Annotated in this window: 13 protein-coding genes; 8 read left to right on the plus strand and 5 right to left on the minus strand. The window is 46.2% G+C overall.

All coding sequences use genetic code 11. The annotated features are described in order from the left end of the window. Positions 1–319: 319 nt before the first annotated feature. Both ACTHQF_RS02295 and cphA read right to left on the minus strand, forming a co-directional pair. Positions 320–502, minus strand: coding sequence for a hypothetical protein (locus ACTHQF_RS02295; protein ID WP_440428227.1), 183 nt, complete (start codon positions 500–502; stop codon positions 320–322). A 59-nt stretch (positions 503–561) separates the two neighbouring features. Beyond that, complete coding sequence (cphA, locus tag ACTHQF_RS02300; protein ID WP_440428228.1) at positions 562–2889, minus strand: cyanophycin synthetase; 2328 nt, start codon at positions 2887–2889, stop codon at positions 562–564. A gap of 181 nt (positions 2890–3070) precedes the next feature. Here cphA and ACTHQF_RS02305 point away from each other — a divergent pair, with 181 nt between their 5' ends. From ACTHQF_RS02305 to ACTHQF_RS02315, 3 genes are all read left to right on the plus strand, one after another. After that, positions 3071–3913 carry a cyanophycinase gene (locus ACTHQF_RS02305; protein ID WP_440428229.1) on the plus strand — a complete coding sequence of 281 codons (843 nt, stop codon included), beginning with the start codon at positions 3071–3073 and terminating at the stop codon, positions 3911–3913. Positions 3914–4101: 188 nt separating this feature from the next. Then, positions 4102–7785: a CheR family methyltransferase gene (locus ACTHQF_RS02310; protein ID WP_440428230.1), complete on the plus strand. Its 3684-nt coding sequence runs from the start codon at positions 4102–4104 to the stop codon at positions 7783–7785. Next, positions 7778–9706 (plus strand): heavy metal translocating P-type ATPase, encoded by a 1929-nt coding sequence (locus ACTHQF_RS02315; protein WP_440428231.1) that lies wholly within the window; start codon positions 7778–7780, stop codon positions 9704–9706. The genes ACTHQF_RS02310 and ACTHQF_RS02315 overlap by 8 nt, the downstream gene beginning before the upstream one ends. An 88-nt stretch (positions 9707–9794) precedes the next feature. Here ACTHQF_RS02315 and ACTHQF_RS02320 read toward each other — a convergent pair whose 3' ends face one another. The 3 genes from ACTHQF_RS02320 to ACTHQF_RS02330 all read right to left on the minus strand — a co-directional run bounded on the left by ACTHQF_RS02320 (position 9795) and on the right by ACTHQF_RS02330 (position 12207). Then, positions 9795–10235, minus strand: a complete 441-nt coding sequence (locus tag ACTHQF_RS02320) for a hypothetical protein (RefSeq protein WP_440428232.1) — start codon at positions 10233–10235, stop codon at positions 9795–9797. Positions 10236–10384: 149 nt separating this feature from the next. Further along, positions 10385–11821 (minus strand): hypothetical protein, encoded by a 1437-nt coding sequence (locus ACTHQF_RS02325; RefSeq protein WP_440428233.1) that lies wholly within the window; start codon positions 11819–11821, stop codon positions 10385–10387. A 110-nt stretch (positions 11822–11931) separates the two neighbouring features. Beyond that, positions 11932–12207: an isoleucyl-tRNA synthetase gene (locus ACTHQF_RS02330; protein WP_440428234.1), complete on the minus strand. Its 276-nt coding sequence runs from the start codon at positions 12205–12207 to the stop codon at positions 11932–11934. A gap of 152 nt (positions 12208–12359) precedes the next feature. Here ACTHQF_RS02330 and ileS point away from each other — a divergent pair, with 152 nt between their 5' ends. The 5 genes from ileS to ACTHQF_RS02355 all read left to right on the plus strand — a co-directional run bounded on the left by ileS (position 12360) and on the right by ACTHQF_RS02355 (position 18019). Then, complete coding sequence (ileS, locus tag ACTHQF_RS02335; RefSeq protein ID WP_440428235.1) at positions 12360–15758, plus strand: isoleucine--tRNA ligase; 3399 nt, start codon at positions 12360–12362, stop codon at positions 15756–15758. A 4-nt stretch (positions 15759–15762) separates the two neighbouring features. Further along, positions 15763–16146 carry a TraR/DksA family transcriptional regulator gene (locus tag ACTHQF_RS02340; protein ID WP_440428236.1) on the plus strand — a complete coding sequence of 128 codons (384 nt, stop codon included), beginning with the start codon at positions 15763–15765 and terminating at the stop codon, positions 16144–16146. Further along, positions 16146–16748, plus strand: a complete 603-nt coding sequence (locus ACTHQF_RS02345) for a lipoprotein signal peptidase (RefSeq protein ID WP_440428237.1) — start codon at positions 16146–16148, stop codon at positions 16746–16748. The genes ACTHQF_RS02340 and ACTHQF_RS02345 overlap by 1 nt, the downstream gene beginning before the upstream one ends. A 60-nt stretch (positions 16749–16808) precedes the next feature. Next, positions 16809–17504, plus strand: a complete 696-nt coding sequence (locus ACTHQF_RS02350) for an SIMPL domain-containing protein (protein ID WP_440428238.1) — start codon at positions 16809–16811, stop codon at positions 17502–17504. A gap of 206 nt (positions 17505–17710) precedes the next feature. Continuing rightward, complete coding sequence (locus tag ACTHQF_RS02355; RefSeq protein WP_440428239.1) at positions 17711–18019, plus strand: hypothetical protein; 309 nt, start codon at positions 17711–17713, stop codon at positions 18017–18019. The last annotated feature ends 58 nt before the right edge of the window (positions 18020–18077 follow it).

Consider the following 18077-nt stretch of genomic DNA (forward strand, 5'->3'; position numbering starts at 1 on the left):
CCTTTATCTTTTGGTTGATCTCTCATTATTCTTCTCATACAGCAACTACTAGGCAGAAAATGAACTATTTACTTTAAAGCATTCAAATAAATTTCTGCATTAATCATATTAACACAAGCACATCAGAATCTTATTGCAAAGGCAAGTTTTATAATAACCATCGTAACTTTTCCTGATCCAACATTATCAACACCCAAATATGTCGGATCTCGAAACCTTCGAGAACATTGTATTAGGAGCCTGATGGTACCAAAATAACAAATCGTAATTCTACCTGTTGCTTAAAATAGAATAATCGTAAAACTACCTACAAAGCTAATCATTGCAGGGCATATGGTTTCTCAATCTCCTTTACATATTGCAGTGTCTCCATGACATGTTCCGGGTTGAAGAAAATAAATTCCTGCGGGATGGCATGTTCAAGTGCATGGTCCAGGGCATCCAACTCATTCGAGATCACCTCGACAGGCTTGCCGGGGTCTACAGACTGTACACCTTCCATCAACAAAGCCGTGATCTCTTCATTTGAACGTCCGCGGTATTCTTCATCATGCCTTATGATCAGCTGATCAAAGATTTCCGCAGCACATCTGCCATAGCTACAATATCTTCCCTGCGCCGATCACCCGGACAAGCGATGATTCCCGTTTTCCTGGAGGCAGCAACCTTTGCAGCATATTTTTTCAGCTCCAGATAGCCGCTTTCATTATGGGCGTAATCAACAAGCAAGGTGATATCTTTGATGTTAAACACATTCATCCTACCTGGTGTGTGCTCTGCAGAGGGAATAAATGCAGTAAGTGCATCCTTAATGATCGTCAGCGGGAACTTGTATAGCTGCGCCGTAATCAAAGCAGGCAAGATGTTCATCATCATACATTCCGACCGTCCTTCGTGGCTAAGAGGTACATCAGACACCCTTGCTACCGGTATATGTTGTTGCTGATCAATGATCACAAAGTAACCCTGATCGATACTCGCTGCCAGACCACCTGCCCGCACATGCTCCACGATCCTTGGATTATTGATGTCTAAACTGAAGAGTGCCACTTTGCATGTTAAACCTTCGCGCATGGCAAATACCAAATCATCATCTGCATTTAAGATGGCACAGCCATGGGTACTTGTACTGGCCGGCACTACACGCTTAACCTTTGCAAGCTGTTCTACCGTTTCAATGTCTTTCAGGCCCAGGTGGTCACTGGAGATGTTCGTCACAATGCTTACGCTGCATTCGTCGAAACCTAAACCGCTCCTTAAAATCCCCCCTCTGGCGCATTCCAGTACCGCAAACTCTACTAAAGGATCCCGCAGCACAGCTGCTGCACTGGCAGGTCCACTACAATCCCCGGCGGCTATCAGATGCCCGTCCAGGTAAATACCCTCGGTTGCCGTGAAGCCCACCTTCAGCCCTGCAGCTTTTACCAGGTGTGCAATTAACCGGGTGTTTGTGGTTTTACCATTCGTTCCGGTTACCGCCACAATTGGAATTCTGGAGGTACTTTCCGGCGGGTAGAGCATGTCGATAATTGGCGCAGCCACATTTCTGCCCCGACCAACTGTGGGCGCAAGGTGCATCCTTAAGCCCGGCCCGGCATTTACTTCCAGTACAGCGCCATGCGTTGCGGTAATCGGCTGGGCAACATCTGGCGTCATAATGTCGATACCACAGATATCCAAATCCATTAAGCGGGCAACACGTTCGGCAAGGAACACATTATCCGGATGTACCAGATCCGTCACATCTTCTGCAGTGCCCCCGGTAGAGATGTTGGCGGTATCTTTAAGGTCAAGCACCTGCTTTGCAGGCAAAACATCTTCCGGCGTATAACCAAGACTGGCCAAACGGCTTATTGTCGCATCATCTAGCCGGATGACCGTCAATTCCTTTTCATGCCCCTGTCCTCTTCTTGGATCTTTATTCACCTGATCCACCAGGGTACGAATGCTCGAACGCCCATCACCCACAACGCGGGCAGGTAAACGCATAGCTACTGCCACAAGCTTGAAGTTCACCAGCAGAAAGCGGTAGTCCCTGCCATGGATATGCTGCTCCACAATAACCTCCTCCGAATGCTTTTTAGCATAATCAAAGGCATGTTCGAGTTGCTGCTCGTTGGTGATGTACGTAGTAATACCCCTGCCGTGGTTACCATCCAGCGGCTTTACCACCAATGGAAATCTCAGGTTATCTATACAGTTTGCAAGAGAGGTCTTTTTAGTGATCACCATACCTTTCGGTACCGGGATATGATTTTCAGCCAATATGCGCTTCGTACCATCCTTATCACTGGCCTGCTCTACAGCCAGGCTATTCGTTGTGCAGGCTACCGTAGCCCTGAAGGTTTTCTGATTACAGCCATGCCCAAGCTGAATTAAGGAGTGCTTATCAAGTCTTCGGTAAGGTATGCCGCGCCTTAGCGCTTCTTCAACAATGGCGCGGGTACTTGGGCCAAGTTGCGCATTCCGGTACAATCTTTTCAGCTCCTCCAGTTCAGGCGGTAATGGGAAAGGCTGCTCATTCTTCAAGGCCTCTGCAATGCGGAGGGCTAAATTTACGGCATAAAGGCCTGACACCTCCTCGCCATAAGAATAAACCAGGTAAAAGCGATTTGGATTACAGGTGCCATGCACTTTGAAATAAGCACAATCCAGCCCCACCAAAGCCTGGAGCTCCAGTACCAGCTGTCCCGTCAGTTCAACAAGCGTGTTAAATGGCTGACAGCGCCGTGAATAAGGGAACATTGTGGTCTTACCTGCCAGGATCCGGTTAATCGCATCCGTGTTCAGGAATTCAGATTCGTCCAAAGCGATTGACATTACTACTTTATGCCGGTTTGGACACCAGAAGTTTGGGCCCCGCATAACATTTGTCTGTATAATTTGCATGATCTATAAAGCTGGAAACTACCCAACAATTTGACAGCCTCAGACGTTTGTAGGATATCTACCTCAAAACCAGAAATAACTACCTGTAAAACACTTCAGCATTTACGCGATTTAGAGGGCCAGAAAACAATACAATAAGCAACAGCGGTTAACCTTGTAGTTACATCTAATTAAGTTACCAATGGAAGTTGAAGAATTAAGAAAGTATCAGCAAGACAATGATTGCCCTACACCAACGGGCAAACTCATGATTATAGGCGGCGGAAAAGAACGGGAAGCCATTTTGAAAGACTATGTTGAGCTTATTGAGGTTGAAAATCCGGTGATTGAACTGGTCACCTCCGCCGGTTCGGTGGATGTAGAAGACACCTTCCGGGAGTACCGGACAATTTTAGAAAAACACATTTACTGTACTGTTAACCACATACATCATGACCGCAGGGAAGATATCAAGCCGGAGGAAGTTGAAGCGCGGATCAAGGCGGCTGACGCAGTATTCTTTGCAGGTGGCGACCAGCTGAAGCTGACCTCTGTTTACGGAGGTACCGGTTTTCTATTCCTGCTTAAACACCGCTACATCTACGAGGGCTTATTGATTGGCGGCACCAGCGCAGGCGCAATGGTCCTGTCTACCCCCATGATCTTTGCCGGTACCGGGGCTGATGAGATGATTGCCGGAGAGGTGAAGATTACCACAGGTTTCGAGTTCTTAAGAGACGTTTGCATCGACACACACTTCGTAGCCCGTGGCCGTATTGCCCGTCTTGCTCAGGTGGTTGCAACGAACCTTTCCACCGTTGGTTGGGGCATTGAGGAAGATACCGCCGTGATCGTTGAAAATGGTACCGAGGCCAGGGTAGCCGGCAAAGGTGTTGTCCTGATTTTGGATGGGAAGGAAAGCTTTGGCAATAACATCACCGAGTTCGACAAGCATCAGGCAATCAGCATTAGAAACATGAAACTTACCATCCTGCCTAAAGGTGAGCGGTTTGACATCCACCAGATGAACCCACCACATAAATAGAAGGGGTATGGTTAACAAGGGGTTGACAGGGGGTTGACAAGGCCTTCACAAGGCCTTGATTCGGCTGGAGCCATGTTAAGGCCCTGTCAAGACCTTGCCAGGGCCTTGTTAATTTTAACTCCAGTAGCCTGTTCTATTTATTAAAACTATCTTTAGCCGCGTACGTTAAACAACTTTACAGGTCATAAATGAAATCAGCTTCAGAACAGGATAAAAAGATGGATGATACCTCTACACAGATTTTTCCGGTTGTAGGTGTCGGTGCTTCTGCGGGTGGGCTCGCCGCTTACAGGGAATTTTTACAAGGCATACCCGCGGATTCTAATATGGCTTATGTGCTGTTGCAGCACATGAGTCCGAAACACGAAAGCACCCTGCCCGACCTCTTGTCGCAATTTTGCGCCATTCCTGTACTGTTTATTACCGATGATGTGAAACTTGAACCTAACCGGGTTTACGTGGTTCCACCGAATCGCATGCTGACCACGGTAGATGGCAAACTGAGCCTTGAACCCGTTAAGAACCGCCGCATTAAGCTGATCGACAGGTTCTTCTCTTCGCTTGGTATTGTACATCAAAGTTTTGCCGTCGGGGTAATCCTTTCTGGCACTATGGACGATGGCACACTGGGTCTGCAGGTCATCAAAGCCAGTGGCGGTATAACGTTTGCACAGGAAGCACACTCGGCCACACATGGAAGCATGCCACAGAGCGCAATTAACTCCGGTGCAGTAGACTTTGTGCTTCCCGCAAATGCGATTGTACCTAAACTCCTGCAGATCAATCAACTTTTTCATACCTCATATACCCCAGAAGAAATCAAGGAACATACACCGGAAGCAGACGAAGAAGTCTTCAAACAGCTGCTTACGGTACTCCGGATCCGCCGTGGGGTAGATTTTTCAAATTATAAACAGAGCACCATAAAACGCAGGATCATCCGTCGCATGGCGCTCAACAAAATCGATCGTGCGGAGGAATACCTGCGCTTTTTAAGGGATAATAAGACAGAACAGGATCAGCTTTATAACGATATGCTGATCTCCGTAACGAGCTTTTTCAGAGATACCAAGAGCTTTGAAGTGGTTTGTACCGATGTGTTACCAGGAATCTTAAGCAGAAAGAGTGCTTTTGATCCACTGCGCATCTGGGTAGCCGGTTGCGCCAGTGGAGAAGAGGCCTATACCCTGGCAATTTGCATTCAGGAACATTTAGGTGATAGCGCCTATAGCCGCAAGATCCAGATCTTTGCGACTGACATCTCCGAAACGGCAATTGCCAAGGCAAGATCTGGAATATACAAGCAAAGTGAACTTGGCGGGCTTTCTACACAACAAATCCTTCAGTTTTTTAATAAGATTGATGGTAATTACCAGGTTAATAAAGCGCTGCGTGACATGTGTGTGTTTGCACATCATAACCTGTTAAAGGATCCGCCCTTTTCGAATCTGGATCTGGTAAGTTGCCGCAACGTACTGATCTATCTGGATCCCATACTTCAGAAGAGAGCGCTGTCCACCTTCCATTACGGTTTGAATGAATATGGTTATCTTATGCTTGGCAAATCCGAAAGTGTGGGTGGAAGTGCTGACCTGTTCGCACCAGCCTTCGCGCATGAGAAGATTTATCAGACCAAAGGGCCAAAAGGAAGATACCGGAACATTACTACAAACATCACAGAAAGAGCACTACGGGATTTTGATCAGGAAACGGAACTGAGCACGCGTGCCAAAGATGTTCACAGCCTGGCAGACAATATACTGTTGTCACAATTTACCCCTTCTGGCGTCTTGGTGAACCCGAGTTTTGACGTCCTGGAGTTCCGCGGTAAAACAGATCAATGGCTTGTTGTTGCTCCTGGAAAACCAAGCTTCAACGTGTTGAAACTTGCCCGGGAAGGCCTCGCATTTGAACTCCGGAACTTACTCCATCTGGCGAAAACCAGCCAGGTGCCGGCACGTAAAGAACAAGTTTTCTTTAAAATAAATGATCAGCAACAATATGCAGATATTAACGTAATTCCCATCACGGAGATGGAAGAAACGCATTTTCTCATCCTTTTTCAAACCAGCATACAGCCAGTGGCCATAACGCTTTCTTCGGAGCCTTCTGAGCTGGACAATGCCAGCATTAAGACCTTAATTGAACGCAATGCACAGCTGGAAAAGGAGTTGTCGCAAACCCGTGAGGACATGCGTGCCATTACCGAAGTACAGGAAGCTGCAAATGAAGAACTACAGAGTGCCAATGAGGAACTGCTCTCCGGTAATGAAGAACTACAGAGTTTAAACGAAGAGCTCGAGAGCTCCAAGGAGGAGCTACAAAGCACCAATGAAGAAATTACCATCATCAACACCGAGCTGCTGGACCGTAACGAGCAGCTGAACAATGCCAGACGATACAACGAAGAGATCTTCAATACCATTCATGATCCCTTATTAATTCTGGATGCGGAGTTAAAGGTGCTGCGTGCGACGGACGGCTTTTACCGGCTCTTCAGATTACATGAGGAAGAGGTTGAAGGGAAATATATCTATGACCTTGGAAGCCGCCAATGGAAAATTCCATCGCTGAAAAACCAGCTCCTATCGGTATTGCCGAAACAGGGTTTTGTAAAGGATTTTGAGATCGATTACAACTTCAGCATTGGACGACGCATCTTGATGCTCTCGGCAAGGCTGTTTACACCGCATAATCAGGATAAAGTGATCATATTAGCCATTCATGACATTACGGATCGACGTAGAGTGGAGGAAGGGCTGCTGGATGCCGAGCGCATGCTGGCGGAAAGTCAGGAACGTCTGCATTTTGCGATGGAATCTGCCGGTGTGGGCTCCTGGGACTTTAACCCCTTATCGGGTGAGTTGATCTGGGATCAAAAATGTAAACTACTCCATGGCTTTACCTCAGGTGAACATGTGGATTATTCCCGATACCTGAACCAGATTCTTGCTGAAGACCGCGATATGATAGCCTTCGCAACGCATAAGAGTCTTGTTGGAGACAACAATGGCAATTTCAACGTTGAATACCGCCTGGTCGATCTCGGTGATGGCAAGGAACGCTGGATAAAATCCAAGGGTAAAGCGTACTTCAATAAAGAAAAGATCGCAACCCGCTTCATTGGAACTGTACTTGACATCAGTGCAGAGAAGCATGTGGAACGCCAAACCCGCGAACTTGTGCGCAAAAAAGATGAATTTATCGCGATTGCAAGCCACGAGTTAAAAACACCTCTCACGAGCATCAAAGGAATTATCCAGATTCTGGAACGCTCAGCTTCCAAAGGTGAAATAGAAAGGTTAAAAGAACTGACTGCAAAAGCCGCAGCACAGGTTGACAAGTTCAACATCCTTGTAGACCAGCTGCTGGATGGTACAAATATACAGGCAGGAGAGCTTAAGCTACAGAAAACATATTTTTCGCTGCTTGGCCTGGTGCAAACCTGCACCCAACATGCCCTGGAACAACGTGGTGAGGTACAGATCGAGGTATCAGGTTCGGACGACATTATTGTCTATGCTGACCGTGATCGTTTGGAACAGGTTATGATCAACCTGATTACAAATGCAATCAAATATTCGCCGGACAGCCACCTCGTGCAAATACGCCTCTCTGAACACCAGGGCATGGCCAGTGTGCATGTAACAGACTTTGGGATTGGGGTAGAAAAAAGAAAAGTGCCCTTAATTTTTGACCGCTTTTACCGTGTAGATGAGCAGAATGTGAATTACCCAGGACTGGGGCTCGGCTTGTTCATCGCAGCAGAGGTGATTAGAAGGCATAAGGGTGAAATTGGTGTAGAAAGTGAACCTGGAAAAGGTTCGACCTTCTGGTTTAGCATTCCGGTAAAAGAGACCACAGATGAATGAACACGAGCATGTGCAGGACCACAGCCATGATCACGACCATGATCAGGCGCAGAACAGCTGGCTAAGTAAATGGCCGCTGCTCACGGCACTGCTCATTCTGGTAGCAATGCAGGTGCTGGAGCTCGGCTTTGAGCTGGAGTTGAATGCCTGGATCAGCCTGCTGATCTATATTATAGCCTATTTGTTGGCCGGATATCCGGTGCTTTACCTGGCGTTCAAGAAAGCTTCACGCTTCGACTTCTTTAATGAATTTGTGCTGATGAGTGTAGCTACCCTTGGCGCATTTGCCATTGGGGCCTATAGTGAAGGTGTTGCGGTAATGGTATTCTATTCCATCGGTGAATGGTTTCAGGATGCCGCCGTGGATAAAGCCAAACGCAACATCAAAGCCTTACTGGACTTCAGGCCTGACCGTGTAGATGTGATCCGCGGCGCACAGGTGCATACCGTAAAACCACAGGAAGTATCCCTGGAGGAGACCATTCAGGTAAAGCCAGGTGAAAAGCTGGCGCTGGATGGTGTACTACGCACACAGAAGGCGTTCTTTAATACTGCAGCACTTACCGGTGAATCTAAGCCCGAACAGAAGACTCAAGGTGAACAGGTTTATGCTGGCATGATCAACCTCAATCAGCTGATACAGGTACAGGTTAAAGCCTTGTTCAAAGACAGTAAGTTAAGTAAGATCCTGGAAATGGTACAGGATGCGACTACCCGGAAATCACGTACCCAGCTGTTTATCTCGCGCTTTGCGGCAGTCTATACACCAATAGTTTTCCTGCTGGCATTGATCGTGGTGGTACTCCCCTTCTTTTTGGTTGACACCTATATTTTCAGGGATTGGCTTTACCGTGGACTGGTGTTCCTGGTGATCAGCTGTCCCTGCGCATTGGTGGTTTCTATTCCTTTGGGGTATTTCGGTGGTATCGGATTAGCCTCGAAAAACGGCGTATTGTTTAAAGGCGCTAATTTCCTTGATGTGATGACGAAAGTAGATACCATCGTGATGGATAAAACCGGCACGCTTACCCTAGGTGTGTTCAAGGTGCAGGAGCTTAAGTGTGTTAGTCTGGATGAAAAAACATTTCTGCAATATGTTGCGGCCCTGGAGCGTAAGTCCAGTCACCCCATTGCGGTAGCCATCACGGCTTACGCATCCGCTAAAGATGCTTTTAGTGGTAATGAGCAGCTGGAAGCTTTGGACTTGGAAGAGCTTGCAGGACTTGGTTTAAAAGCGCAGGTTAATGGACGTTCGCTGCTCATCGGTAATGCGCGATTGTTGCGCAAGTACAACATTAGCTACGATACTGCACTGGATGCGATTGCCGAAACCATCGTTGTGGTTGCTATAGATGATATTTATGAAGGTTACCTCCGTATTGCGGATGAACTTAAACCCGACGCAAAGCATGCCGTTGAATCCCTGCAGAAAGCCGGGTTGCAAGTTGTTATGCTCAGCGGCGATCGCCAGTCTGTGGTGGAAAGCGTAGCCGGGACGCTTGGGATTACAAACTTCGCCGGAGATTTGATGCCCGAACAGAAAGTAGAACGGCTGAGTGCTTTAAAGGCAGCCGGGCACCGGGTGGCTTTTGTCGGCGACGGACTGAATGATGCACCTGTTATTGCGCTTGCCGACGCCGGGATCGCGATGGGCGGATTGGGCAGTGATGCGGCGATCGAAACCGCAGATATCGTAATCCAGAATGATCAGCCTTCCAAGATCCCTGCCTTGATCAAAGTGGGTAACATTACCAGAAATATCGTTTGGCAGAACATCTGTTTAGCGATGGGCGTAAAGGTACTGGTGCTTATCTTAGGTGCCGGAGGTGTCGCTACGCTATGGGAGGCCGTGATCGCCGATGTGGGCGTAGCTTTACTGGCTATCCTCAACGCCGTGCGCATTCAGAACTTCAGAATATAAGATCTTCCTACTATTGATTGGCAGTTGTATAATGAAAAAAGCCTGCACATATCTGCGCAGGCTTTTATATGGTAGGCTTTTAGGTTTCTTATTGTCCCGGAGGGGTTGTTGTTCCAGAACCAGATCCGCCGGTTGTTCCACCAGTAGAGGTTCCACTGCCCGTTCCAGATCCTGTACCAGTACCTGCACCACCGGTAGTTCCAGAACCAGAACCACTGCCTGTACCTGTACTGCTGCCGCCGCCGCCAGTACCGCTGCCGGTTGTTGTACCACTACCTGTACCACCAGTACCTGAGCCTGTTCCGCCAGTGCTTGATCCGCTAGTACTTGTTCCTGTTCCTGATGCACCACCAGAGCCCATTGTGCCGGTATTTGAAGTGTCCATCATACTTGTGTCGGACATGGTGGTATCCATCATGGAAGTATCCATTGATGTTGAATCACCACTTCCTTCACCATTGTTGTTCGAACTACATGCTGCAAAGACCATCCCGGTAAATGCAAGAGTCATTAAGGCTTTAAATTTCATTGTTTTCTAGGTTTTCGGTTAATATTAGTTTGTTTTTCAGGTTATTATATTTCCATTATCCAGTACCAAAAAACCTGTAAAAATGTTTAACATAATCCGCTGAAAGGCCTAAAATTAAGTACAAATACCTCTAAATCAGTATTTTTCCCCTAGTCCCAGTTTGCCCAGCTGCCAGTGTTTGCCCAGGAATCTGTTGTGCCAAGCGCACCGCGATAGGTTACCGGAGACATGTCGTTCATATCCTTGTTTTTTCCAACGCTGCTGAAGTTAGCGCCCTTAAGCGCCGGCGAACCAACCTGTGGTCTGAAGTCTGGTGCAGCACCTGCCTGATACAAGCCACCAAACATGTAACCAGCGATGTCGGTGATCAACTCGTTGTTATTTGCACGGGTTTTCGTAGTCTTATTTCCAGTTTGCGTGGCCCAGTTGGCAACATCGGCATCTGGGTTTATGATTACCCCTGAAGGACCGCTATCGAAGTTAAATGCCCAGGCTTCATTGTCTGCGTTAACCAGATTGTATCTGAACTCAGAATTCTCTTGAACGGAGTTGTCTACCAGATAAGGTTTGGTTTTTGGACATAACATCAAGCCGCCATAGGTATAACCAGCGATGATGGAGTTCTGGATCGTGAACCTGGTGTTCTTGCGAATGTACACGCCTTGACTTTGGTCCGTTTCGGGTTGCGCTTCCGCAGGGCCGATGATGGTCATGTTCGAGATCACCGGGTGGGTGTATGGTAGTACTTCAGTGGCATCTTTATCGTTCAGGCTCTCTACACCGTTTGCCCGGATACCTGCTTTTGATGCCGAAGGACGGTAAGAAATGACGAACTGCAGACGACCAGTATAACCACGATCAAAGTCGAAGTTGTCATCACCATTGTCGTAAGAGATCAGGAATTTGCCGTTTACTTTACCGCCTACGAACTGGAATCCGTCATCTCTGGAGTGTTTCACCATCACGTTTTCCAGGGTAGTTCCTGATCCAACACCACCAAGCATTAGTCCGCTGGCATGGTCGATTGCCCACTCTTCTTCGTTTTCAGGGTTTAAAGCACCGGTGTATTCCAGGCGAAGGAACTTAATGGAACCGGAATTGTCATTTTCTTCAACGCCACCAAATTCAGTATCAGGTGTTTCTTCCATTCCGGCGATATGCATTACACCACCAGCACCGTTTGTAGCTGCTTTACCTAAAACGATTAGGCCTACCCAATCGCCCGGCGCAGGCTTAGCTGCAGCGGAGGTAAAAACAACAGGTTTTTCAACGTCGCCATTCACATTGATCTTTGCACCACGTGTAATGATCAAAGCACCTTTATCTTCCATTTTTTCCGCCGGTTCAACCATAATGGTTGTACCTGCAGCGATGGTTAAAGCGACATTACCCTTTACGAACACTCTTCCTTTTAGAACATAATTATTATCCGGAGTAAGCTCCGTATTTTTCGTTATCTCTCCGCTTAAAACCAAAGTTGCTTTTTCGGGTCCGGGTATAAACTCATCCTGATCTTTCTTACAGGAGAACAATGCAGTAGCGCACAACAAAGCCAATGTGAGGCCTGTTTTGAAATTCAATTTCATATCGTTGTTGGTTGATGTGAGGCAAAGTTAGGTCTGGCAAATGACTACTTCAGTTTTGAGGCGCATATTGATTAAAAAGCGAGTAATAAAAATTAAGTTTTCACACTTTTTCACGGACGAATTGGCTCGTTTGCCGGCGCATCTGGGTCAGGTAAATTTGGATCGATCTCCGGGTTAAGCTGTACAGCCCCATCTCCATCTTTTTTAGCGAAGAGGATTGGATAAAGAAACATCAGGGCACCAAGAATAAAAAGCAATCCCGAAGCTTCTAAAAAGTACACTGCAACATCTTCCTTCTGTTCTCTAAGCAGCAGATATACGACAAGAGAAATGATTCCGAGGATAATGGCAATTACAGCTTTCTGAAGTTTGAGAACTTTAATCATGGTGTTTTTGGTATAAATTAATAATTCCTGTGAAACACATTGCACAAAAATCAATCCAAGGCGTAAAATGCTTGATATTTAACACTAAGGATACCGTTTTTAAATACAAAAGCTTAACTTTGCATCCTTAATTTTTTGGAGATACTGGATTGATGTATAGGGAATTTAAACAACTGGAACTAGCTAAAATAGGAGAAGAAATACTGGCGTTTTGGAAGAAAGAACAAATCTTCGAGAAGAGCATTTCGACAAGACCTGAAACGCAGCCTTTTACTTTTTTTGAAGGACCCCCTTCGGCCAACGGTATGCCTGGCATACACCACGTAATGGGCCGTGCAATAAAAGACATCTTTTGCCGCTATAAAACCCTTAAAGGTTTTCAGGTGAAACGTAAAGGTGGCTGGGACACCCATGGCTTGCCCATTGAGCTTGCTGTGGAGAAAAAACTCGGCATCACCAAGGAAGATATCGGTAAAAAAATTACCGTAGAAGAATACAATGCGGCTTGTAAGGAAGAGGTGATGAAGTACACCGATGTATGGAATGACCTGACCGAAAAAATGGGCTATTGGGTAGACCTTGAAAATCCGTATATCACTTACCAAAACGAATACATTGAAACCCTTTGGTGGATCTTAAAATCTTTCTACGAGAAAGGTTTGATCTATAAGGGCTACACCATACAACCTTATTCACCTGCTGCTGGTACCGGCCTGAGCTCGCATGAGCTGAATCAGCCTGGCACTTACAAGATGCTTAAGGATACTTCCATCACCGCACAGTTCTTCCTGAAAAAAGATCAGGATCATCCACTGACGCCGGTGTTGTTTGAAGATGATGCGGAAGAAACGGCAATCATTGCCTGGACAACCACACCTTGGACTTTACCGTCTAACGGTGCTTTAGCGGTTGGCGAAAAGATCAGCTACGTGAAAGTGAAAACGTTCAATCCTTACACCTACCTTCCGGTAAGTGTGGTGGTTGCGAAAGATCTTGTTGGCAAACACTTCAAAAAAGATGCGCAAGGCCTATCCTTTGAAAACTATAAAGGTGGTGACAAGCTAGTTCCTTGGCAAATTGCAGCGGAGTTTACCGGCAAGGAGCTTGTTGGTCTGCGCTACCACCAGCTGATGGATTACGTGACTTCGGATGAGCTGAAAGAGAAAGCTTTCCGCGTGATCCCTGCGGATTATGTAACCACGGAAGATGGTACGGGTATCGTACATATCGCTTCCGCCTTTGGTGCAGACGATTTCAGGGTTGCCCGTGAAAGTGGTGTGCCTGCAGTGATGGTTAAGGATGCTTACGGCAATGAACTGCCTTTGGTGAATAAACAGGGTAAGTTTGTTGATGAAGTAACGGACTTCGCTGGCCGTTTTGTGAAAGAGGAGTTCTACAGCGATGAAGAACGTCATGCAGCAGATTTCAAATCAACTGATGTACTGATCGCGATCAAGCTTAAAGAAGACAACAAAGCATTTGATGTAAAGAAATATGAACACAGTTATCCGCACTGCTGGAGAACTGATAAACCAGTATTGTATTATCCTTTGGATAGCTGGTTTATTAAAACTACAGCCGTTAAGGAGAAACTTGTTGAACTGAATAAAGGCATAAACTGGAAGCCAGAAGCTACAGGCACCGGTCGTTTCGGTAACTGGCTGGAGAACCTGGTAGACTGGAACCTTTCACGCTCGAGATACTGGGGTACCCCACTTCCGATCTGGCGCACAGAGGACGGTCAGGAAGAGTTATGCATTGGCTCTATTGCTGAACTAAACAGCGAAATCCAGAAATCTGTTGAAGCGGGTTTCATGGACGCGAGTTTTGAGCTTAAGGATATGCACCGCCCGTATGTGGATGATGTGATCCTGGTATCACCTACTGGTCGCAAGATGAGACGGGAAGCCGATCTGATCGACGTATGGTTCGACAGCGGCGCCATGCCTTATGCGCAATGGCACTTCCCATTTGAAAATAAAGAAGCGTTTGAGAACGCCTACCCTGCTGACTTTATCGCAGAAGGTGTGGATCAAACCCGTGGCTGGTTCTTTACCTTACACGCCATAGCGGTGATGCTGAGTGAAACCAGTGAGGAGATTAAAGCCATCAACGAACGTGTTGGCAACCCAGGTGTCGCTTTCAAGAGCGTAGTTTCGAACGGACTGGTACTGGATAAGAATGGTAACAAGATGTCTAAACGTCTTGGTAACGGTGTCGATCCTTTCAGCACGATTTCTACTTACAGCGCTGATGCCACCCGCTGGTACATGATCAGCAATGCATCCCCATGGGATAACCTGAAGTTCAATATAGACGGACTGGATGAGGTACGCCGTAAGTTCTTCGGAACCTTATACAACACCTACTCGTTCTTTGCGTTATATGCAAACATCGACAAGTTTGTGCTGGATAAAGATAACCAGACGCCAGTAGCTGAACGCAGCGAGCTGGACCGCTGGATCCTTTCCTTGTTACAGACCTTGGTTGCCGAGGTAGATGAAAGTTTCAATACTTACGAGCCGACCAGAGCAGCACGGGCAATCCAGACCTTCGTAGATGAGCATTTGAGCAACTGGTACATCCGTTTATCGCGCCGCCGCTTCTGGAAAGGTGAGATGACCGCAGATAAAAAGGCCGCTTACGAGACCTTGTACACCTGCTTGACCAGCATCGCGCAAATGATGTCGCCTATTGCGCCATTCTTCGCCGACTGGTTGTACCAGAACCTGACCGTTTCAGAAGATCAACCTGCGGAATCCGTACACCTGACCTTCTGGAAGGCTGCAGATGAATCGCTGATCGACCTGGAACTGAATGCCCGCATGGAGCTGGCACAGAACATCTCTTCTATGGTCCTTGGACTAAGAAAGAAATCGGCCATCAATGTTCGTCAGCCTTTAGCGAAGATCTTAATCCCGGTATTGGATCAGCAGCTTGCTGCACGTATTGACCTGGTTAAAGATTTGATCCTTTCAGAAACCAATATCAAGGATATCGAGTACATCACCGATACCGTTGGGTTCATCACCAAGAAGATCAAGCCGAACTTTAAGGCTTTAGGTCCTAAAGTTGGAAAGAGCATGAAGCAAGTTGCGGAAGCCATCACCGGCCTGGATCAGAAAAGCATTAACACGCTTGAAGCAAATGGTGAGATCGAAATCAAGGTTCAGGACCAGAGCTTTATGATCTCTACTGCTGATCTGGAGATCATTGCCGAGGATATTCCTGGATGGCAGGTATCCAACATGGGTAAACTAACCGTAGCATTGGACGTGACCATCACGCCTGCGCTTAAGCAGGAAGGTTTATCCAGGGAGCTGATCAACAGGATTCAGAACCTGCGCAAGGAACTTGGATTTGAAGTTACCGACAGGATTCGTGTGGAAGTACAAAAACACGATTTGATAGCAACAGCGCTGACGCAAAATAAGGAATACATTTGTTCGGAAATTCTGGCAGATGATCTTATATTAGCAGATAACCTGGTTGATGGAAACAAAACAGTGATAGATGACGTTGAACTACAAATTTTGTTAATTAAAAAATAAAATAATGGAAAAGACTACGAAGACAAGGTATTCAGACAGCGAACTTCAGGAATTCAAAACATTGATCCAGGAGAAGTTACGTATGGCCAGAGAGGAATTCTTGTCATTAAGCAACTCGCTAAGCAGCCCGAACTCAAACGGAACTGAAGATACATCAGGTACTTACAAAACGCTGGAAGATGGTTCAGCAACCCTGGAGAAAGAACAATTAAACCAATTGGCAGCACGCCAGAAGAAATTTATCGATAACCTGGAGAATGCATTGGTGCGTATCGAGAACAAAACTTACGGCATTTGTCGTGAGACAGGTAAATTAATTCAGAAAGAGCGCTTAATGGCTGTGCCACATGCAACACTTAGCATGGAAGCAAAACTGAAGCAGGCGTAATGAAAGGCTATACTAAACCTTTATTAATAATATTTTTAGTATTACTTATTGACCAGGCTTCTAAGATTTGGATCAAGACCAATATGTCTATGGGTCAGGAGTTCAACATTCTTGGAGAATGGTTTATCATTCATTACACTGAAAATAATGGAATGGCCTTTGGATTGGAATTTGGCGGGGAGTTCGGTAAGCTGGCTTTATCCTTATTCAGAATTGCAGCTGTAGGCGGTATCGGCTACGGTCTGCACTATTTAATCCGACACAAGTACCACAGAGGGCTCATCCTTAATGTAGCCCTCATCTTTGCCGGTGCACTGGGTAATATCATTGATTCGGTATTTTACGGTGTGATTTGGAACTATGCGGGCCTTTTTCATGGCCGTGTAGTCGATATGTTATACTTCCCAATACTGGAAGGTGTATTCCCTGAATGGGTGCCCATCTGGGGCGGAGAAGATTACATCTTTTTCAGACCAGTATTCAACATTGCAGATGCAGCGATATCTGTAGGTGTTGTGCTGATCATGATCTTTCAAAGCCATTACTTCAAAGAAGAAGTTGTTGAAGAAATCGGCATCAATAACGAGATCGTCGAGGACTAATAAAGCCGGGCATGTAGCATTTTCATATCTTGCTGCGTTTAACAGATAAACACACAACATATGAAAAAGCTATTTGCCCTGGCCTTTGTTGCCTTTTTTTCCCTGAGCGCTGTTGCACAACAAGTAGACCTTCGTAAGAAGATCACCGTGAGCGGCGTTGCCGAATCTGAAGTCACCCCCGACATCATCTACGTAGGTATCTCGCTTAAAGAGTACTTCAAGGACAATAACAGTAAGAACAGAATAGAAATAACCACGCTGGAAAATCAACTGTTCCGTGCAGTACAACAAGCCGGTCTTCCTAAAGAAAGCCTTACGGTAAACAGCCTCTCTGCTTACGCCACCCGTGATAAGAAGAAGAACCCGGAATTTCTAGCCAGTAAGCAATACCGCCTGAAGGTGAACGACCTAAACAGGTACAACGACATCATTGCTGCTATTGACCCTAAAGGCATCGCCTACACGAACATTGAAAGCTATGACTACTCTAAGATCGAGCGACTGAAGCTGGAGCTTAAAGTGAAGGCCCTGCAGAATGCGAAGCAGAAAGCAACCTTCCTGGTAGAGTCTTTAGGTGATAAGCTGGGCAGTGCCCTGGATATTCAGGAGATCAATAATGAAGTGTTCCCACAAGCTTATCGGGCAAATACCATGATGATGAAATCTGCCGCAGCAGATATGGAATCCGCTGCAGAGATCGACTTCAAGCAAATTAAACTCAGCTATACCATCAACGCAGTATTTGAGATTAAATAATTGTTTAGTAGACTAGACAACCTAAGCCTGTAGATCAGCTAAACTATTAATCTTTAGGCAATCAAATTATAAAAGGCAGGTCACACTGCCTTTTGCATTTACGACCTATTCCGGGCAGTAAGGCGACCACTTTAGCGGGCTATTTTGAGCGCACTGATTTTTTGGTAGGTTTTTTGTTCTTAGCGAGTTAATTAAAACGAAATCATATGAAAAAATTAGTTTACGCTTTAGCGCTTGTATTTATCTTAGGATTTAGTGCAAACCCAACCATGGCTGCAGACCGTAAGGACAAAGTTGAGCTTACCGCTGAACAACAGGTGCAGTTGAAAAGAATTACCGACCGTGTGGAAGAGATTAAAAACATGGACAAATCGGACCTTTCTAAATCAGAAAGAAAAGCATTACGTAAAGAACTTAAAGAAATGAAAAACCAAGCCCGTGCAATGGGTGGAGGTGTTTACCTTTCTGTAGGAGCAATTATCATCATCGTTCTGGTACTTATCCTGATCTTATAATCATCTACCTCTTAAAAAAGCCCCTGCTGGAACATCCAACAGGGGCTTTTTTCGTTGC

It is taken from the genome of Pedobacter sp. SAFR-022, from assembly GCF_051965375.1.
Lineage (GTDB): Bacteria > Bacteroidota > Bacteroidia > Sphingobacteriales > Sphingobacteriaceae > Pedobacter.